Source organism: Paraburkholderia antibiotica (assembly GCF_012927125.1).
Taxonomy (GTDB): domain Bacteria; phylum Pseudomonadota; class Gammaproteobacteria; order Burkholderiales; family Burkholderiaceae; genus Paraburkholderia; species Paraburkholderia antibiotica.
In genome coordinates, this window is record NZ_JABBFZ010000008.1 from 24,925 (window position 1) to 43,707 (window position 18,783).

Sequence of the window (18,783 nt, forward strand, 5' to 3'; positions counted from 1 at the left end):
GACCGGGATGCGTGATCGTACGTTGCGGCCTCTGTAACAGTCCAGCCACGTATTTTTCGATTGATTACGAAGGTTACAGAGACGTAGGGAAATTGTTGGCGAAGCGGTGGACTGGCGAAATCCGGGTCGCCTTGCGGCGGCCGGCCGCTTGACAGGAGGAAGTGCGCCCGGCGGTTTACTGATCGAGCCGGCGCCCCGGTGTGCCGCCGATTTCCAGCACGATCTTGCCGATGCAGTCGAGCAGGGCCGGCGCGGCGCTCGAGATCAGCCAGTCGCGCGGACACTGGTCGGCCGAGCCGCCGCAGTTGACCGCGTAGCGTTCGCCCGACGGCCCGACGAAGCCGAGCGCGATCGCGTTCAGGCCGTCGTACCACTCGCCGGTGGCGATCGCGAAGCCGCGCTCGAGCGTGTCGCGGATCGCGTTGTCGAGGCGGCTGCCGAGGTAGCCCCATTCGTCGCCTTCGGCCGTCTGCAGGCCGGCGAGCAACTGGTCGCGTTCCGGCTCGGCGAGCGCCGCGAGATAGGCGCGGCCGACCGCGGTGCGTGCGAGGCTCATGCGCGAGCCGATCTCGAGCCGCGAGACGAGGACCGCCGAGCGCGGCCGGATCGTATCGATCACCACCATGTCGTAGCGGTCGCGCACCGCGAGATGCACCGACAGCGCGGTGCGTTCCGCGAGTTCGATCAGGAACGGGCGCGCGCGGGCGCGAATGTCGAAATTACGCAGAAAGCCGTTGCTCAGTTCCAGTACCGACGAGGTCAGCACGAAGCGCTCGCTATCCGGCTGGCGCAGCAGAAAACCGGTGCCGACCAGCGTCGCGGTGATGCGCGAGACGGTCGGTTTCGGGATGCCGGTCAGCTCGGCGAGTTCGCGGTTGCTGAGCGGCGCGTGGGCGGCGGCGATCGAGCGCAGCACGGTCAGGCCGCGAGCGAGCGCGGTGACTTCGTCGCCGGCGCCGTCCTTACTGTCTTTGACGGGCGTAGCGGGGAGAGGAAAAGGCTTGGATCGGTTCATACGCTTTTTGAGAACTATATTTCAAATTATTTATTCGTGCCGTATTGGCGCTCTGTCCGATGACGGCGGCGATGATCTCCAAACCGATCTATTAGTTTCATTTTTTCTTTAGAAAATCATTGTATCGGAATAAATTACTGAAATCGGTGAAAGCGTTTTATGTTTTGCTTGACTTAGTCAGCATAAGCATAAAAAATGGAATCTCATTTCGAAAGATGAGGCAATCTCTCGCTGTTTGCTCAAATACTGGGCGGTCGGTTTGAAGTCGCCAGGCTTCTGCGGTATGGCCTGATCGCGATCAAGCGGGGCACCGGTTTCCGGTTCCTCCTCTCACTTCTGACTTCTGAATAGCGTCTTTCGAATACCGTCTCTCAGGTTCTAGCACGGCCCTCGGAATGGCTAGAACTTTTTAAAGCGTCACGGCAACGTGGCGCTTTTTTTTTGATATCTATCGGCGAACAACAAAGCCCGCAGCAATGGGAAAGCCGGCGGTCGATTCCCCGGATTATTGAAGCGTGTCTTCGACGAGTTCGATCCAGTGCCGCACGCTGGTGCGATTGGCCCCGGCCAGGTGTGTCTGACAGCCGATGTTTGCCGTCGCGATGACTTCGGGGTGACCGCTTTCGAGCGCGTCGAGCTTACGATCGCGCAGCGTCGTGGCAAGCGCCGGCTGCGTGATGGAGTAGGTGCCGGCGGAGCCGCAGCACAGATGCGCGTCCGGCACGTCGGTGAGATCGTAGCCGAGCCGCGTCAGGATCGCCTCGACCGCGCCGCCGAGCTTCATGGCGTGCTGCAACGTGCACGGGCAGTGAAAGGCGATGCGCTTGCGGCTGCCGGTCTGCAACGCGTCGAGCGGCTCGGCACCCAGCACTTCGACGAGATCGCGAGCCAGTTCGCTCGTGCGCGCGGCCTTTGCCGCATAGAGCGGGTCGGCGCGTAGCAGTTGCCCATATTCCTTGACGAACGCGCCGCAGCCGCTGGCGCTCAGCACGATCGCTTCCGCACCGGCCTGAATCGCCGGCCACCATGCGTCGATGTTGCGGCGTGCACGGGCGAGTCCCGCTTCCTGGGCGTTCAGGTGATAGTCGACGGCGCCGCAACACCCGGCCTGCGATGCGGCGATCACGCTGATGCCCAGCCGGTCGAGCACCCGCGCGGCGGCGGCGTTTGTGTTGGGAGACAGGGTAGGCTGGACGCAGCCTTCCAGCATGAGCACGCGCCGGCTATGCCGCACTGCGGGCCGGGGCTTGGCGGCTACGCCGCCGGCGGGGATTTTCTGTTGCAGCGATGCCGGCAGGACGGGCCGCGCGAGACGGGCCGCCTTCAGCAGCGTCTTGAACACCGTTGGACGCGGGATGACCTGGCGCAGCCCTTCGCGCAGGATGCGCTCTCCGGTCGGGCGCGTGATCCGCCGCTCCAGTTCGGCACGGCCGATATCGAGCAACGCGTGATAGGTGACGCCTGAAGGACAGGTCGTCTCACAGTTCCGACAAGTCAGGCAGCGGTCGAGATGCAATTGGGTTTTCGCGGTGACGGCTTCGCCTTCGAGCAGTTGCTTGATCAGGTAGATGCGGCCGCGCGGGCCGTCGAGCTCGTTGCCGAGCACCTGGTAGGTGGGACAGGTGGCGTTGCAGAAGCCGCAGTGCACGCAGCTACGCAGGATCGATTCCGCTTCGTCGGCGCGTGCGAGGGTCTTCGCGTGTTCGCTGAGGTTCGTTTGCATGGTTGCGCGAGTCAGAAATCGGCGTAAAGGCGGCCGGGGTTGAACAGGCCATGGGGATCAAGTTGGGCTTTCAGCGCGCGATGCAGGCGCAGCAGCGGCGCGGGAAGCGGCATGAACGGCGTCTCGGCGGCTTTGGGGATTTGGGCCTCGGGGGCCGGCCCCGCCTGCGAGGTGTAGCGCGTCGCGTGACCTCCCGCGGCTTCGGCGACCGCGCGTATCGCCGACGCGGCCGCGTTGCTCTTGAGCCAGCGCTGTGCGCCGCCCCAGTCCAGCATGACGTCGCCGGGCAGCGGCATGAGCGGCGCCGCGGCGGGCAGCGACACACGCCAGAGCGGACGCGGGTCGGCAAAGAAGGGCAGGCGGCGCTCGCGCAGGTCGGCCCAGAACGCGATGCCGAGGTCTTCGCCGCCGATGCGATCGAGCGCCGACGCCACGGAGCCATCACCGCCTTCGAGTCGCACATGGAGGCGGCCGTCGACGTAGCACGCGCCGGTGACGGGAAGCGAGCTGCGTCGCCAGTTCAACAGTTCTGTCATGGCTTCGCCCGGATTCATGTCGAGGACGACACTGCGCGTTGTTTTCGGCTTGGGCAATACCTTGAGCGAGACCTCGGTGATGACGCCGAGGCAACCGAAGCTGCCGGCCGCTAACCGGGCCATGTCGTAGCCGGCGACGTTCTTCATCACTTCCCCGCCGAAGCGCAGATGTTTCGCGTTGCCCGTGATCAGCCGGCAACCGAGCACGAAGTCGCGCACGGAGCCCGCCCACGGCCGACGCGGCCCCGACAGTCCGCTCGCCACCGCGCCGCCGAGGGTCGCGTGGCCATCGAATTCGGGCGGCTCGCAAGGCAGCATCTGACCGGCCGCGTCCAGTGCCGCCGAGAGTGCCGACAATGGCGTGCCGCAACGCGCGGTAATGACCAACTCGGTCGGCTCGTAGCGAACGATGCCGCTGTGGCTGCGCGTGTCGAGCTCGCGCGCGCCGTCGGGCACGCCGCGGCCGAGAAAGGCTTTGCTGTTGCCACCGCGCACGCTCAGCGCGGTATGCGTCGACATGGCGTGCGCGACTTCGTCGACGAGACGCTCGCTGTCGTCCCTTGCAATCGGTTCGTTGTGCATCAGAATCGTTCCAGTTCGGGAAATGGCAGGGCGCCGTGGTGCACGTGCATCGCGCCAAATTCGGCGCAGCGGTGCAAGGTCGGAATGTTCTTGCCGGGATTGAGCAGACCGTGCGGGTCGAACGCGGACTTCAGCGCGTGAAACAAGGTCAGCTCGTCGGCATTGAACTGCGCGCACATCTGATTGATTTTTTCCCGGCCGACGCCGTGTTCCCCTGTGATGCTACCGCCGGCCTTCACGCACAACTCCAGAATGGCGCCGCCGAGCGCTTCGGCGCGCTCGGTTTCTCCGGCGTTCGCATCGAACAGGATCAGCGGATGCAGGTTGCCGTCGCCCGCATGGAAAACGTTGGCCACACGTAGCCCGTATTCCTTCGACAGGCGCTCGATACCGGTGAGCACACCGGGCAGCTCGCGGCGCGGAATCGTCCCGTCCATGCAGTAATAGTCGGGCGAGATGCGGCCGACGGCGGGGAAGGCATTCTTGCGCCCTGCCCAGAATCTCTGACGCTCGGCTTCGTCGCGGGCGAGTCGCACGTCGGTTGCGCCTGCGGCGCGCAGCAACATCTCCACCCGTTGGCAATCCTCAATAACGTCGCTTTCCGCGCCGTCCACTTCGCACAGCAGGATGGCCTCTGCGTCCACGGGATAGCCAGCGCGGATGAAATCTTCGACGGCACGAATGGCGAGATTGTCCATCATCTCCAGACCACCCGGAATGATCCCGGCGCCGATGATGTCCGCGACGGCGGAGCCGGCCCTTTCCACGTCGTCAAAGCTCGCCAGCAGCACGCGTGCGCTTTGAGGTTTGGTGAGCAGCTTGACGGTGACCTCGACGACGATGCCGAGCATGCCTTCCGAACCGGTGAAGAGCGCGAGCAGATCGAAGCCCGGCGAATCGAGCGCGTCCGATCCCAGCGTGACGTGTTCACCCTCGATGGTGAGGATCTCGAGCTTGAGGATGTTGTGGACCGTGAGGCCATATTTCAGACAATGCACGCCGCCGGCGTTTTCCGCGACGTTACCGCCGATCGAGCAGGCAATCTGCGACGAAGGATCGGGAGCGTAGTAAAGGCCGTGCTGCGCAGCGGCCTGGGAAATGGCGAGATTGCGCACGCCGGGTTGAACGCGGGCGATGCCCGCCTCGGGGTTGATCTCGATGATGCGGTTCAGGCGCGCCAACACGAGAAGAATGCCTTTCTCGAGCGGAAGCGCGCCGCCCGAAAGACCGGTGCCCGCACCGCGCGCCACCACCGGGATGCGTGCCTCGTGTGCATAGCCAAGCAGCTTTTCGATCTGCTCCACCGTGTCGGGTAGTGCGACGAGCAGCGGGGTTGTGCGGTAGGCGGATAGCCCATCGCATTCGAACGGGCGCAGGTCCTCCGTTTCGTGCAGGATCGTCAGCCCGGGCACGCGGCGGTGCAGCTCCGCAACGACGGCGTGCCGGTCGTGCGTGACGAGCGGCCCATCGACCGATTCGTCGTAGCGATAACTCATGAATTGTCTCCTCGCTCTTTACCGACGCGTCGGGGCGACCATCCGGCAAAGCGTTTCTGGCAAAGATTGTTGCCGCGTCGTCGGGCGTTGTCGATGGCCGGGTCTGGTGGTCCGACCAGTTTTTTTGAGGGATCGCGCAGCACGACTTGTCGATAGGCCCTGAAATTAAGCATGATGCTGGTTGTGCAGGATTTCGTTTTCCTCATCGTTTTGACTGGACAGACCACTGGTAGAAGGCACGATATGAATACTCGCGACACCGTGGACGCCATGCCCGCCCGTCAGGTTGCCGACGTCGTGGCAGAACGCATCGAACGGCTGATTGTCGACGGCGTGCTTCAATGCGGACAGCCGTTGCCCTCGGAGCGGCGGCTCGTAGAGAAGCTCGGCGTTTCCAGGGCCGCGCTGCGCGAAGGTCTTAAACTCCTCCGTGCTCGCGGCATCATTAAAACCTCGCATGGGCGAGGGTCATACGTCGCCAGCCTGACCGGGCATAGCGAGATCTCGCCGCTCCTGTATCTGTTCGGATCCCAGCCGCGCACGCTCTATGACCTTCTGGAAGTGAGAGGCTTCCTCGAGGCGGAATCTGCGCGACTCGCGGCACTGCGCGGCACGCAGGCCGACTACGTCATGATCACGCGACGCTACGAGGAGATGATCGAAGCGCACGATACGGAAGCCGGACCTTCCGAGCACGCGCGTCTGGATCATGCTTTTCACCTTGCCATCTGCGACGCGTCGCACAACCCGGTTCTGTCGCATACGCTCAGCACGCTAACGGATCTCCTGCTCAGTTCTGTGTTCGCCTCTGTCAACAATCTCTATCACCGGGAGTCGCATAAGCGGCTCATCGATCGTCAGCACGCAAGGCTTTACAACGCTGTCGTTGGCAAACTGCCGGACCAGGCACGCAAGGCAGCTGCGGACCATATCAGCAGCGTTTGCGCGGGCTTGCGCGAAATCGAGCAGGAGGAGCAGCGGCTGGTTCGAGCGACACTAAGGCTTGAGGGGTGGTCCTGAGCTTTGCAGCGGACGTGCTGTCTCAGGCGGGAATAGGGAGCGCGCGCAAAAGCATGCGCGGCGCAGGACCAGCTGCAGGACCAGACGCACACGACCGACGGTTGCTTCACCTTTCTGCCGTCGGTCGTGTGCCATATCGCTATGAATCGCTATGAGTGAGCTATTTGAATTTTTTGTTTGCAGCGTCGCTCATCGTTGATCCAACGCCTTTCTCAAGACATCGACGTAATATCCTTGCCGCTTGTTTCCCGGAGGAGCAGCAGCCCGACGATACCCGCGATCGACGCGACTATCACGGGGTACCACAAACCCGCGTAAATATTGCCCTTCGTGGCGACGATCGCGAACGCAGTAGCGGGCAGCAAGCCACCAAACCATCCATTGCCGATATTGATCGGCAGCGACATCGACGTGTAGCGGACTTGCGTCGGGAACATTTCGACCAGCATTGCGGCAATAGGCCCGTATGTCATCGTGACAAAGAGCATCAGTACGACGAGAATCAATATCGTCATCGGGTAGTTGATTGCGCTTCGATTGGCCTTCTCGGGATAACCGTAGCGATGCAACGTATCGCGCAACGACGCGCGAAAGTTCGTCTCTGCGAGCTTTGCTTGCGGATCCTTGCCGTTGTAGGATTGGATCAGACTTTCACCGATCTGGATGGATGCAGGCTCGCCTTTCGCTGCGATGCGGTTGTCGTAGCTGAGTCCGAGCGTTGCCAGGGCGGCTTTCGCTATGTCGCACGAGGTCGTGAACTTCGCGGCGCCAACAGGATTGAACTGGAATGAACACTCGGCCGGATCGGCGGTCACGACGATCGGTGAGCGTTGCTGGGCTTGTGCTAGCGCCGGGTTGACATAGAAGGTCAGGGCTTTGAATAACGGAAAGAAGGTCAGCGCGGCGATGAGACAGCCACCGACAATGAGCGGCTTGCGGCCAATGACGTCGGACAGTGCCCCGGCGAGGATAAAAATAGGCACACTGATCAATAACGAGGTCATCATCAGCATGTTGGCCGTCTCGCCGTCGACCTGCAGCGTCTTTGTCAGGAAGAACATGACATAAAACTCGCCGGTGTAGCCGACCACGGCCTGCCCGGCGACGATCAGCGTACCGAGGAGCACAAGGCGCAGGTTCGGCCAGCGGCCAAACGCATCTCTGAGCGGCGCCTTCGAGCCTTTGCCTTCAGCGATCATTTTCCTGAACGCGGGCGACTCGTGAAGCTTGAGGCGTATCCAGATCGAGATGGTGAGGAGAGCCAATGAAATCAGAAACGGCACGCGCCAGCCCCACGCGACGAATTGCGTTTCGCCGACCTGGCTGCGCACGCCAGCGATGATGACCAGTGCGAGCACAATCGCAAAGATGGCGGTGGCCTGGATGCAGGCAGTCCAGGTGCCGCGACGGTTATTCGGCGCATGTTCCGCGACGTACGTCACCGCTCCGCCGTATTCGCCGCCCATCGCGAGTCCTTGCAGACAGCGCAGTGTCACGAATCCGATCGGAGCCCAGATTCCGATCTGCGCGAAGGTAGGGAGTATGCCGACCAGGAAGGTTGCAAAGCCCATAATCAGAATCGTCACCAGAAACGTGTACTTCCGACCGATCATATCGCCAATGCGCCCGAAAATGATGGCGCCGATCGGTCTGACGACAAACCCGGCGGCAAAGCTGAGCAGCGTGAAAATAAACGCCGCTGTTGCATTGACTCCTGAAAAGAAGGCGGTGCTGATGTAGGTGGCGAGCGATCCCACCAGATAAAAGTCGTACCACTCGAACATCGTGCCGAGTGACGACGCGATGACGACTCGCCGCATGGATGTATCGGTTTGCGCCGCCGTGGCGTACTGCGCTGGAACTCTCATCATGTCTCCGTTTTTTATGTGGAGCCGGCCGCAGCCGGCTCAGGTTCGACCGTGATATAGCCGAACGCTCTTCAGCTGGGTGTCGTCGAGCATGGCCTGGAGACCTCTCTCCTTGCCGATTCCCGACTGCTTGTAACCGCCGAATGGCGCTTCAACGACCGCCTTGACGCCGTAGTTGATACATACGGTGCCCGCCTGGATCGTGCGGGCGGTCCGGATCGCCCGCGCGGAGTCACGCGTGAAGACGCAGGCCGCGAGACCATAGGGCGAGTCGTTGGCGAGCCGCAGGCCTTCCTCTTCCGTGCGAAAGCGCAAGACCGTTTGCACTGGGCCGAAAATTTCCTCGCGCGAGACGCGCATCTCGTTGGACGCCTGCAGAAAGAGGGCGGGTGCGGTGTAATAGCCGTTCTTCAGGTCGGCGCGCGTGTCGATGTTCTGACATTCGGTAAAGTGCGCGCCTTCCTCGTGCCCCACCTCGCGGTAACTGCTGATGCGTTTGAGTTGCGCGGCGTTGATGACTGGGCCCATTTCCGTTTCGTCGTTGCCGGGCTCCCCGATGCGCACGCCCGCGAGCGCCTGGGTCAGACCGTCGACGAACGCATCCGCAACGGCTTCGTGGACAATCAGCCGCGTGCAGGCCGCGCATACCTGGCCGGAGTTACGGATGGAGTCGATTTTCGCGACCTCGATGGCGCGCGGCAGATCGGCATCGTCGAACACGACGAGCGGGGATTTTCCGCCCAGCTCGAGCGTAACCCGCTTCAGACCGGCGGCCGCGGCGGCATAGATACGTTTGCCGGTCTCTGTGCCGCCGGTGAACGAGATCTTGTCGATACCCGGATGGTGGATCAGCGCGTTGCCCGTCGCACCGCCGCCGAACACGACATTGATGACGCCGGCCGGAATGCCTGCGTCGGCCACCGCGCGTGCCAGTTCGAGCGCCGATAGCGGCGTGACCTCGGAGGGTTTGAGCACGACGGTATTACCTGCCGCGATGGCCGGCGCAATCTTCAGTAGTGCCAGGGTCAACGGGTAATTCCACGGCACGATCAGCGCACAGACGCCAAGCGGCTCGCGCAACGTGAAGTTGAGCACGTCGTGCTCGCCGACCTGTAGCGTCTCGCCCGTGAGGCCGTGCAGCACACTCGCGTAATAGTCGACCGTGTAGGGCAAATCGCGCATGGTCGCGCGCGAGACGCCGATCGGCTTGCCGACATCGAGCGTTTCCAACCATGCGAGTCGTTCGGTTCGCCGTTCGAGTTCTACCGCGAGGCGACGCATGTGTTCATAGCGCTCGCGACCCGTCATGCGGCCCCATACGGTCAGGAATGCGTGCCTTGCGGCATTGACGGCGTCGTCCACTTCCGCGCTGGTCGCTTCGGCGAAATGGGCCAGCGGCGTCCCGTTTGCCGGGTTCAGCGTGACATGTGCCGTCTCGCCACGCGGTATGGGGAAATCGCCGTCAATGAAATGGCCGTACGTGCCGGCGGTTTTGAGTTCCTGTTCGAGAGTTAAGTGGCTCATTGTTGGTTCCTTGGCAGTATTGACGGTTGCAATGCCGTTGCGTGGCAATCGCGCTTCCCGCAACGGGACTGCGTGTTCATCATCACTGCGACTGCATGATGAGATCGGCGGCTTTTTCGCCGATCATGATGGCTGCGGCGTTGGTGTTGCCCGACACAATGATCGGCATGATCGAAGCGTCGGCCACCCGCAGACCATCGACGCCGCGCACGCGCAATTGCGGATCGACAGGCGCCGCCAAATCGCTGCCCATTCGGCAACTGCCAACCGGGTGATAGACCGAAAACGCCTTCTCCCGAATGAATTCGAGAATGTCCGCTTCCGAGCGGCAGTCGCGTCCGGGCGAGTACTCCTGAGAGACCAGCTGCTGCGTGGGCGTACCGGCGATCACCGAGCGGCCCAGCTTGACCGCCGCTATCATCGTCGCGACATCGGCCGGGTGGTCCAGGTAGTTCGGCTGGATCGACGGGGGCGCAAGCGGATCACTCGATGTGGCATGCACGCTACCGCGCGCCTCGGGGCGCAGCTTGCAGACGGTGAGCGTGAATGCGGAGAAGGGATGCAGCGACGGGTCGGCCCGGTCGCTGCTGTACGGATACAGGTGAAACTGGATATCCGGACGGGACAGCGACGGATCGGTGCGCGCAAAGCCTCCTGCGATACCTGCCAGCCAGGTCAGCGGACCGCGACGGCTCGCGACGTAACGCAGTACCATCCTGGCTTTGCGATACAAACTGCCGAGGTCGTCGTTAACGGTGATCTTGTCGCGAGTGTTGTAGATCAAACGCGCCTGGAGATGATCCTGCAGATTTTCACCGACGCCAGGCGCCGCATGGACGAGCGGCACGCCGAGACGCGAGAGCAGTGCTGGCTGACCGATACCCGACAGTTCGAGCAACTGCGGTGTCTGGATCGCTCCGGCGCTCAGGATGACTTCGCGTCGTGCCAGCGCGGTATGAACGGAACCGTCATCATGGCGATATTCAATTCCGGTCGCGCGCTTGCCTGCAAACAGTACGCGTTGCACCTTGGCATTGGTGCGTACGACCAGGTTGCCGCGCCGCATGGCTGGGCGCAGGAAGCCAACCGCGGTGCTGCAGCGCCGACCATTACGCGCGGTCGCCTGGAAATAGCCGACGCCTTCCTGGCGCTCGCCGTTGAAGTCGTCGTTGGACGGAATTCCCTGCGCAGTTGCGGATGCAATGAATGCATCGGCGATCGGGTGCGAGCCATCCGGGAAGTCGCTCACGGCCAGCGGGCCGCCGGTGCCATGCCAGGGATCGGCGCCGCGCTGCTGATCTTCCGAACGGATAAAGTAGGGGAGCACATCGTCGTAACCCCATCCGTCGCAACCCATGTCTTGCCAGTCGTCGTAGTCCTCGCGTTGGCCGCGCACGTAAAGCAGGCCATTGAGCGAACTCGAACCGCCGAGCACCCGTCCGCGCGGCTGCTTCACGCGGCGCGCATTCAGTTGCGGCACGGGTTCGGTTTCGAACATCCAGTTCAGCTTGCGATTGAACATCGTTTTGCCATAGCCGAGCGGCACGTGAATCCAGATGTTGCGGTCCTTGCCGCCCGCTTCGACGAGCAGCACTCGATGCTGGCCGTCGGCGCTCAGCCGGTTCGCAAGGACACAGCCCGCGGACCCCGCGCCGACGATGACGTAGTCGAATTGTTCAGTTTGCATTCGCGTTTCCGTTTATGGCCGGATGCCAGTCGGCATGGTCGGTGCAAAAGCGGAACGGCGACAGTGTTGCGTGCGCAACGTCGATCGTCGCCATTGTCAGAAAATGCTGCATTCGAGGTGTCTCCTTAAGATTGTTTTGCGGGGCGATGCAGGCACTCATTCTTTCGGGATGAGCGAGCCGCCCTCCGACAACGGATGAACAAGATGTTGATAGATACGCAACCAGCCGCGAGGTGCCGGTGGTTTGGGCGGAGCGGCTACGGCTTCGCGTTCGGCCAGTTCGGCAGCCGGCACATTCAGGTCGACCGAGCGGTTCTTCACGTCGATGGTGACGATGTCACCGTCTTTCACGAGGGCGATCGGACCGCCGTCGGCGGCCTCGGGCATCACCTGTCCGATCGTGAAGCCGCGGTTCAATCCCGACAGTTGGCCATCGGTAATGACGGCAATTTCCGCGCCGAGTTGAGCGCCGTTGACCGCTGCAACAAACCACGACGCAGACGCCACGCCCGGGCCGCCGCGTGCGCCGAGCCCGCGCAGCACGACCACTTCGCCGCCGCGGATCTGGCCGGCGTCGAGCGCATCGAGCGCGGCTTCCTGACTTTCGAACACGCGGCACGGTCCGCTGAAGCGCTCGGCTTTGTCGCCGAGACCGAGCTTCATGATTGAACCTTCAGGTGCGAGCGAGCCGCTCAGAATCACGACAGAAGGCCCTTTGGCCGCCGGACGATCGATGCTGCCGATCACGTCCGGACGACGCACCCGGTGCGGTGCGAGATTCTCTGCGAGGGAATGGCCAGTGACGGTCAACACGCTCGTATCGAGCAGCCCGGCCAGTTGAGTCATGACCGCGGCGGAACCTCCCGCTGCGTCCAGATCTTCGATCCGTCCCGGTCCATTCGGCTTGATCGCACACAGCAACGGCACGGCGCCGTCGAGTTCGCGCACGAGCTGGTACACGTTGACATCGACTTCGCCTTCGGCGGCGACACCCTGCAGATGCCGCAGCATATTGATCGAGCCGCTGACCGCGAGGCCCACCGTGATGGCGTTGCGAAACGCCGCCGGCGTCATGATGTCGCGCGGGCGAAGATCTTCGTTGACCATCGCCACGATCCGGCGGCCGGCTTGTGCCGCCAGCTCAAGCATCGCCGGGCTGCCGGCCGCGATCGGGGCGCTGCCAGGCAATGTCATGCCGATCGCTTCGGCCATGATGTGCATGGTGTTGGCCGTGCCCATGCCGGCACACACACCGGGTCCCTTGATCGCGACATCGCACATGCGCTCGACCTGGTCGATCGTTTTGTGGCCCATCGCGAGTTCGCCCGCGGACTCGAACACGTCCTCGATATCGACTTTTTCGCCGTCCAGCTTTCCGCAGCCCTGATAGCCGCCGATCACCAGCACGGTCGGCAGATTCAGGCGCGCGGCGGCCATCAGATGGGCGGGCGCGGTCTTGTCGCAACTGCTCAGGCACACCATGCCATCGAGTACGGCGCCTTCGACCGACGTCTCGATGTCGTTGACGACGAGGTCGCGCGACGGCATCAGATAGCGGCCACTACGACCCGCGCCTGTGATGAAGTCACTGGGCGCGGTGGTCTTGATCTCGAACGGCAGGCCGCCTGCGTCGCGAATCGCCTGCTTGACAACCTTCGCGACCTCGTCGAGATGGCTGTAGCAAATCGACAACTCGGACGACGTGTTGATGACGGCGATCTTTGGTTTCTCCATATCGGCATCGGAAATGCCGAGTGCTCGCCATTGCGCACGTCGGATGGCCCAGCGCGTGCTGCCGGGAGCGAAATTGGAGCGGTAGTTTTTTTTCATCAGCGTGGTAGATATCGGTGCGAAGTAAGAACGGGAATCAGACGGGTTGAGTGAGGCGGTCCTCGCCGAGGAACGCTCCCCGGCGAAGCAGGTCGGCACGTACAGAGGCGAAGTCAACGTTTCTTACTGAGGTTCCGCTGGACGCCGCCTGGGCGGCGACCACACCTGCGGCTTCGCCCATCGCGAAACACACGCCGGCGACTCTCATCGACGCGTGTGCGTCGTGCGAAGCCGACGCGCAGCGACCCGCGACCAGCAGACCCTCGATGCCTTCAGGCAACATCGTGCGAAGCGGGATCTGGTAATAGGTGCCCGGGGCGAGAAACACCCAGCGCGTGCCGCGTCCCGCACCGTGCTCTTCCACGGGCCATGCGCTGCACGCGATAGCATCCTCGAAGCGGCCCTCGTGCAGCACGTCGTCGAGTGTGAGCCGGTAGTCGCCCATTACGCGGCGGCTTTCGCGCACCCCAATCGACGCGCCGATGTCGGCGATAAAACATCCCTCATAGCCGGGCACGAATTCGCGGAAGGCTTGCAGATAGGCGCGCAACTGGCGCCGTCCTTCGACTTCGGCGGCGCTTAGCTCGCGTGTGTCGAGGGTATTGGGCGGGACGCCATCGCGCAGGATCCGCGTGATGTTCAGATGCATCGAGTGCGGTTGATTGCTGAACGCGCCGCCGGCGGTACGGGGCAGGCTCAAGCCGCTTGCCACGGCTCGTTCAAGACACGCATGCAATTCGGGGCGCGAGATCTGTCGGGCGCGCTCGACGTCGACGCCGCCGAAGCGAAACATCGTCGTGGGCGCCTGACCATTGGGAACATCATGTTCGAAGCCCGCGCCGGCGAGCGCCGCGACGGTGCCGTCACCGGTGCAGTCGATGATCGACGAGGCCATGCAGGCCCACCTGCCGTCGACGCCTTCGAAAATCACCCCCGTGACGCGAGCATCTTCCCTGGTGACCGCCACCGCGCTGCAATGGAACGCGAGCTCGACGCCCGATTCGGCCGTCAAGTCGTCCGCAACCAGCTTGAAGGAGTTGGGATCATACGGAAGCGATGCGGTTTCCAGCCAACGCATTGGACCGCTAGTGCCGCCATAGGTGTGCAGGCGTTCGGCGATCTCCGCGCCGATACCGCGCACGACTGGCGTGATGTGCTCAGGCGATACGGCGTACAACCCGCAGATGCTGCCCAATGTCACCATGGTCAGCGCACCGCCGAGATAGCCGTTGCGCTCGCAGATCAGTACGGACGCTCCGGAACGGGCGGCCGCCGTGGCGGCGGCAATACCGGCCGGCCCGCCGCCGACCACTAATACGTCGGGACGATAGCGGATGGGAATGCTGCGGGCCGGCTCGGACAGGAAGTCTTGTGATGGCAGTCTGCGCTGGCCTGGATCGTAATGCTCGTTCATGATTAGGATAACGGATTAAATTTGGTGGTGATTGTCATCGAAACCAGCACGCTCCAAATGCGCTGAGCGTGCCCGCGGTTGCCTACTGATTGATCATGTTTGGGATGTCGAAGACGACTGTCATGATGAGGTCGAACCTCGTACGATCAGTTCGTTGGGCAGGCTTTGATAGCGCGGGGGACCGTCGTGTCCGTCCATGCGATCCAGCAGGAATTCGATGGTCTGCTCCGTCATCGCGTCCAGTGGCTGGCGCACGGTGGTCAGATCAAATGCTTCCCACGATGCCTGTTCAATATCGTCGTAACCGACAATCCACAGATCGTCCGGAATTGACAGGTCAAGCGAACGCGCCGCATCTATCGCGCCAATGGCAAGGATGTCGTTGACACAGAAAAGGCTGTCCGGCGGTTGCCTGGTGCGTGTAAGCAGTTCCTTCGCCGCGGCGTAGCCTTGCTGATAGGAGAAGGTCTCGACGCTGATGCAGTGCTCGGGGAGCAGGGCCGCACCCATGCTGTCGAGTTGCAGTCGAAAGCCCGTCTGCCGCTCGCGAATCGTCGACGCGGAGGTGGGGCCGCCAAGCAAGCCAATACGCTTGCGCCCGGCTTCGACGAAATGGCGCGCTACGAGAGCGCCGCCTTTCAGGTTGTCGCTCGTGACCTGATCGCACGCCCAGCGCTCCACCGACCGGTTGATAAGCACGACCGGTGTGTTCAGTCGCAGGGTTTCATAAAGGCGCGAGCTTGCGTCAGTCGCCGTCGTCATGATGACACCGTCGACAAGACTCTCGTAGACAGCGTCCAGCGCGAGCTTTTCGTTGATTTCGTCCGTGTTCCACATGACCATGCGCAGCGAGTGGGCGGTCAGACGCTGCCCGATGGCTTCGAGCATTTCCGGATAGAGGGGGTTGGTCAGCCGGGAAACCACAATGCCAACGTTACCGGTTCTGCTTGTGCGCATTGCGCGCGCATTACCGTTAGGACGGTATTTGAGCTCACGCGCAGCGGCAAGGACCCGGCTGCGCGTTTCTGGATTCACGCGGTCATTGCCCGTCAGCACGCGCGAAACCGTAGGCTGCGAAACACCGGCGAGACGGGCGATATCGTGGCTCGTGACGGTTCGCTTCAGGCGCGGTTCTTTCACTATCACCTCATGACATATTGGCAATCAGTGCAACGAGTATAGCGTGAATACGTATTCACGCAAGGGAGGGAATTGCGTAGGTTGTTGCTTTAGACATCGTCGGTATCGAGATGGATGACCGCATTTGAAACAGGTCGAGGATATGCAGGTCTTCGCCAACCGGAAGGCGAGTAGATGCTTTTGCAAAACACCGCAGGCAGTGGGATACCGACCAGGATCGAGCCGGAACAGTCCGCCGTTAATGGTGAAGCCCGAATACATTGGCCAGGCGCGCGTCGCAGATCCTGCGACCAGGTTGCATGGGGGTTAATATCGCGCGCGGAATTTTTAGGTCGAAAGTTTTATTCGTTCATTACGCGTGTACTCGCGTAGCGGAGGAGCGTGGCTGGAGAGCCCTCGGTGTCTCGCGCGAAGGGGGGAACGACGCGAGATCGGGAGCGCGCGCGGGAGAGAGCGTTGCGCCGCCCGGCAGGCCGATGGCGGCGCGGGCGCGTGAGGAGCAGGCGGGGAGGGCGCGAGACGATCCGCAGCCGGCGGGCGCGCCGGCGCCGGCGACGCCTGAGAGCCCGGCCGGGAGCATGCCCGGCCCGCGTCAGCTCTGGTGTTCCTAGCGCGCCAGCAGCGATACCGTCGCGATACCCAGAATCGTCATCACGAGCGACGCGCTCACATGAATCACGACTTCGCCGGCCGCCCAGCCGAGCCGGCCGTCCTGCAGACGCTGCACGACTTCCGCGGAAAACGTCGAGAACGTCGACAGCCCGCCCATCAGGCCGGTGATAACGAACAGACGCCATTCGGGCGGGAGTTGCGGCACGCGCGCGAAGCCGGCGACCGCCACGCCGATGATGTAGCCGGCGATCACGTTGGCGGCGAGCGTGCCGAGCGGCAGTCCGCTGAAGATGCCGTTCATCCGGATGCCGAGAAACCAGCGAAACAGCGAGCCGAGTGCGCCGCCGATGGCGACCGCGAGAAAAGACCAGTACATGGAGAAGAGATCGAAACCGGAAGGTCGACAAACCGGTTCACGCGGACGAGACGATGCCGCGTCCGCATGACCGGGCGTAGCAGGCATCATCAGCCCTAAGGGCGGTTAATGGAGAATGCCATCTCCAGCGGCGCAGTCTAACATCGGTGTGGGCATTTGGGGACGGGTGCAAGGCGGTGCCGGGGTGGGCGGCACCGCGCGCGGTAGGGGCAAGATGTCGCGCGCAAAGAGCGCGGGCAAAAGCAGTGAGGTAAAGCGCAGAGCAAAGCAGCGGAGCCAAAGCAGCGAGGCAAGCACCGGTGTGCCCACCCCGCCCACCACCTCTCACTCGGGCGTCGCCGAAATCTTGTGAATCGACAGATCCGCGCCGTTGTATTCCTCTTCCTGATCGAGCCTCAAGCCCACCGTCATGCGGATCGCGCCATAGACGATCGTGCCGCCAAGCAGCGACACGAGAATCCCGCCGAGCGTGCCGACCACCTGCGAGCCGAACGCGACGCCGCCCAGTCCGCCGAGCGCACGCGTGCCGAAGATGCCGGCCGCGATCCCGCCCCACGCGCCGCACAGGCCGTGCAGCGGCCATACGCCGAGCACGTCGTCGATGCGCCAGCGGTTCTGCACGCAGGTGAACATATAGACGAACAGCACGCCCGCGATGCCCCCCGTCACCAGCGCGCCGAGCGGATGCATGAGGTCCGAGCCCGCGCAGACCGCGACGAGTCCCGCGAGCGGGCCGTTGTACGTGAAGCCCGGGTCGTTGCGGCCCGCGAACCACGCGGTCAGCGTGCCGCCGACCATCGCCATCAGCGAGTTGACCGCGACGAGGCCGCTGATCTTGTCGAGCGTCTGCGCGCTCATCACGTTGAAGCCGAACCAGCCGACCGTCAGCACCCATGCGCCGAGCGCGAGGAACGGAATGTTCGACGGCGGATGCGCGGCGATGCCGCCGTCGCGGTGATAACGACCGTGGCGCGCGCCGAGCAGCAGCACGGCCGGCAACGCGACCCAGCCGCCGAACGCGTGCACCACCACCGACCCCGCGAAGTCGTGAAACGGCGCGCCGAACACGTGGGCGAGCCAGTCCTGGATGCCGAAGCGGTTATTCCACGCGATCCCTTCGAAGAACGGATAGACGAAGCCGACCAGCACGAAGGTCGCGAACAGCTGCGGGTTGAATTTCGAGCGCTCGGCGATGCCGCCCGAGACGATCGCCGGAATTGCCGCGGCGAAGGTCAGCAGGAAGAAGAAGCGCACCAGGCCGTAGCCGTTGTGCTCGGCGAGCGACGCGGCGCTGCCGAAGAACTGCACCCCGTACGCGATCGTGTAACCGATAAAGAAATACGCGATCGTCGAGACCGAGAAGTCGACCAGAATCTTGACCAGCGCGTTGACCTGATTCTTCTTGCGCACCGTGCCGAGTTCAAGGAATGCAAACCCCGCGTGCATCGCCAGCACCATGGCGGCACCGAGCAGAAGAAACTCGGTATCGGCGCCGCTTTTCAGACTTTCCATCGATGTGTCCCGCTTATGCCAAAAAAGTGCGCTATGTGAGCAAGAAGCGGGCCAAAGTTGTGCCGCTCGCGTCGACGCGGTGCAATCGGGCACCGGGATGGGATTTAGGATGAACAGGGCGCTGTTCCGCAGGCGCTATCCGCTGCACCTGAACAGAGACGAAAAGCACAATTCGAGTGCATGCGCAGCGAATTGCGGTGCGCGTGACCCAGATGAGGGCGCAATCTTCGATTTTAATTACGCTTTCATTCGGAATCCTGACGCCTTGGCTTCTGAAGCAGCGCCGCCGAAGCCCGCCGCCGGTGCAGGCTCGCTCGCATCGCATCGCATCAGCCCGCATCACACGCGACGGCGCCCCAGCGGCATCCAGTCTCATGTCCCTCTTTGTTTTCCCGCCCAAACGCCGACATAATGTGCCGACTCCGCGTTTAATCCGCGGGCCACATTC

The 18,783-nt window shown here is 62.9% G+C and carries 14 protein-coding genes and 1 riboswitch; of the genes, 1 reads left to right on the forward strand and 13 read right to left on the reverse strand.

Annotated elements, in window-relative coordinates; all coding sequences use genetic code 11:
* Positions 1 to 175: 175 nt before the first annotated feature.
* The 4 genes from HHL14_RS15315 to glcD all read right to left on the reverse strand — a co-directional run bounded on the left by HHL14_RS15315 (position 176) and on the right by glcD (position 5,352).
* A complete protein-coding gene (locus HHL14_RS15315) occupies positions 176 to 1,015 on the reverse strand; it encodes an IclR family transcriptional regulator (RefSeq protein ID WP_169498462.1) in 840 nt (279 codons plus the stop codon).
* Positions 1,016 to 1,520: 505 nt separating this feature from the next.
* Positions 1,521 to 2,738 (reverse strand): glycolate oxidase subunit GlcF, encoded by a 1,218-nt coding sequence (gene glcF, locus HHL14_RS15320; protein ID WP_169498463.1) that lies wholly within the window; start codon positions 2,736 to 2,738, stop codon positions 1,521 to 1,523.
* An 11-nt stretch (positions 2,739 to 2,749) separates the two neighbouring features.
* On the reverse strand, positions 2,750 to 3,856 hold the full coding sequence (gene glcE / locus HHL14_RS15325) for a glycolate oxidase subunit GlcE (RefSeq protein WP_169498464.1): 1,107 nt from the start codon (positions 3,854 to 3,856) through the stop codon (positions 2,750 to 2,752).
* Positions 3,856 to 5,352: a glycolate oxidase subunit GlcD gene (glcD, locus tag HHL14_RS15330; RefSeq protein WP_169498465.1), complete on the reverse strand. Its 1,497-nt coding sequence runs from the start codon at positions 5,350 to 5,352 to the stop codon at positions 3,856 to 3,858. Before glcD ends, glcE begins: the two co-directional genes overlap by 1 nt.
* A gap of 243 nt (positions 5,353 to 5,595) precedes the next feature.
* Here glcD and glcC point away from each other — a divergent pair, with 243 nt between their 5' ends.
* Complete coding sequence (glcC, locus tag HHL14_RS15335; RefSeq protein WP_230413053.1) at positions 5,596 to 6,372, forward strand: transcriptional regulator GlcC; 777 nt, start codon at positions 5,596 to 5,598, stop codon at positions 6,370 to 6,372.
* 212 nt (positions 6,373 to 6,584) lie between these two features.
* Here glcC and HHL14_RS15340 read toward each other — a convergent pair whose 3' ends face one another.
* The 9 genes from HHL14_RS15340 to HHL14_RS15375 all read right to left on the reverse strand — a co-directional run bounded on the left by HHL14_RS15340 (position 6,585) and on the right by HHL14_RS15375 (position 18,335).
* Positions 6,585 to 8,240: an MFS transporter gene (locus HHL14_RS15340; protein ID WP_169498626.1), complete on the reverse strand. Its 1,656-nt coding sequence runs from the start codon at positions 8,238 to 8,240 to the stop codon at positions 6,585 to 6,587.
* Positions 8,241 to 8,279: 39 nt separating this feature from the next.
* Positions 8,280 to 9,764, reverse strand: coding sequence for an aldehyde dehydrogenase family protein (locus HHL14_RS15345; RefSeq protein WP_169498466.1), 1,485 nt, complete (start codon positions 9,762 to 9,764; stop codon positions 8,280 to 8,282).
* 82 nt (positions 9,765 to 9,846) lie between these two features.
* Positions 9,847 to 11,451 carry a GMC family oxidoreductase gene (locus tag HHL14_RS15350; RefSeq protein WP_169498467.1) on the reverse strand — a complete coding sequence of 535 codons (1,605 nt, stop codon included), beginning with the start codon at positions 11,449 to 11,451 and terminating at the stop codon, positions 9,847 to 9,849.
* Positions 11,441 to 11,563 (reverse strand): hypothetical protein, encoded by a 123-nt coding sequence (locus HHL14_RS33595; RefSeq protein WP_268966624.1) that lies wholly within the window; start codon positions 11,561 to 11,563, stop codon positions 11,441 to 11,443. Before HHL14_RS33595 ends, HHL14_RS15350 begins: the two co-directional genes overlap by 11 nt.
* A gap of 44 nt (positions 11,564 to 11,607) precedes the next feature.
* Positions 11,608 to 13,281, reverse strand: coding sequence for a dihydroxy-acid dehydratase (gene ilvD / locus HHL14_RS15355; RefSeq protein ID WP_206002347.1), 1,674 nt, complete (start codon positions 13,279 to 13,281; stop codon positions 11,608 to 11,610).
* Between the two features lie 37 nt (positions 13,282 to 13,318).
* A complete protein-coding gene (locus HHL14_RS15360) occupies positions 13,319 to 14,695 on the reverse strand; it encodes an FAD-dependent oxidoreductase (protein ID WP_169498468.1) in 1,377 nt (458 codons plus the stop codon).
* A gap of 120 nt (positions 14,696 to 14,815) precedes the next feature.
* Positions 14,816 to 15,835 (reverse strand): LacI family DNA-binding transcriptional regulator, encoded by a 1,020-nt coding sequence (locus tag HHL14_RS15365; RefSeq protein ID WP_329601667.1) that lies wholly within the window; start codon positions 15,833 to 15,835, stop codon positions 14,816 to 14,818.
* A gap of 607 nt (positions 15,836 to 16,442) precedes the next feature.
* On the reverse strand, positions 16,443 to 16,823 hold the full coding sequence (crcB, locus tag HHL14_RS15370) for a fluoride efflux transporter CrcB (RefSeq protein WP_169498469.1): 381 nt from the start codon (positions 16,821 to 16,823) through the stop codon (positions 16,443 to 16,445).
* A gap of 73 nt (positions 16,824 to 16,896) precedes the next feature.
* Positions 16,897 to 16,958: riboswitch (Fluoride riboswitch) on the reverse strand.
* A gap of 189 nt (positions 16,959 to 17,147) precedes the next feature.
* Positions 17,148 to 18,335 (reverse strand): ammonium transporter, encoded by a 1,188-nt coding sequence (locus tag HHL14_RS15375; RefSeq protein WP_169498470.1) that lies wholly within the window; start codon positions 18,333 to 18,335, stop codon positions 17,148 to 17,150.
* Positions 18,336 to 18,783: the final 448 nt, after the last annotated feature.

What these genes read in the sequence shown, in the direction of transcription:
- HHL14_RS15315 (WP_169498462.1), bottom strand. Translation starts at nt 1,015, where the DNA reads ATGAACCGATCCAAGCCTTTTCCTCTCCCCGCTACGCCCGTCAAAGAC.
- glcF (WP_169498463.1), bottom strand. Translation starts at nt 2,738, where the DNA reads ATGCAAACGAACCTCAGCGAACACGCGAAGACCCTCGCACGCGCCGAC.
- glcE (WP_169498464.1), bottom strand. Translation starts at nt 3,856, where the DNA reads ATGCACAACGAACCGATTGCAAGGGACGACAGCGAGCGTCTCGTCGAC.
- glcD (WP_169498465.1), bottom strand. Translation starts at nt 5,352, where the DNA reads ATGAGTTATCGCTACGACGAATCGGTCGATGGGCCGCTCGTCACGCAC.
- glcC (WP_230413053.1), top strand. Translation starts at nt 5,596, where the DNA reads ATGAATACTCGCGACACCGTGGACGCCATGCCCGCCCGTCAGGTTGCC.
- HHL14_RS15340 (WP_169498626.1), bottom strand. Translation starts at nt 8,240, where the DNA reads ATGAGAGTTCCAGCGCAGTACGCCACGGCGGCGCAAACCGATACATCC.
- HHL14_RS15345 (WP_169498466.1), bottom strand. Translation starts at nt 9,764, where the DNA reads ATGAGCCACTTAACTCTCGAACAGGAACTCAAAACCGCCGGCACGTAC.
- HHL14_RS15350 (WP_169498467.1), bottom strand. Translation starts at nt 11,451, where the DNA reads ATGCAAACTGAACAATTCGACTACGTCATCGTCGGCGCGGGGTCCGCG.
- HHL14_RS33595 (WP_268966624.1), bottom strand. Translation starts at nt 11,563, where the DNA reads ATGCAGCATTTTCTGACAATGGCGACGATCGACGTTGCGCACGCAACA.
- ilvD (WP_206002347.1), bottom strand. Translation starts at nt 13,281, where the DNA reads ATGAAAAAAAACTACCGCTCCAATTTCGCTCCCGGCAGCACGCGCTGG.
- HHL14_RS15360 (WP_169498468.1), bottom strand. Translation starts at nt 14,695, where the DNA reads ATGAACGAGCATTACGATCCAGGCCAGCGCAGACTGCCATCACAAGAC.
- crcB (WP_169498469.1), bottom strand. Translation starts at nt 16,823, where the DNA reads ATGTACTGGTCTTTTCTCGCGGTCGCCATCGGCGGCGCACTCGGCTCG.
- HHL14_RS15375 (WP_169498470.1), bottom strand. Translation starts at nt 18,335, where the DNA reads ATGGAAAGTCTGAAAAGCGGCGCCGATACCGAGTTTCTTCTGCTCGGT.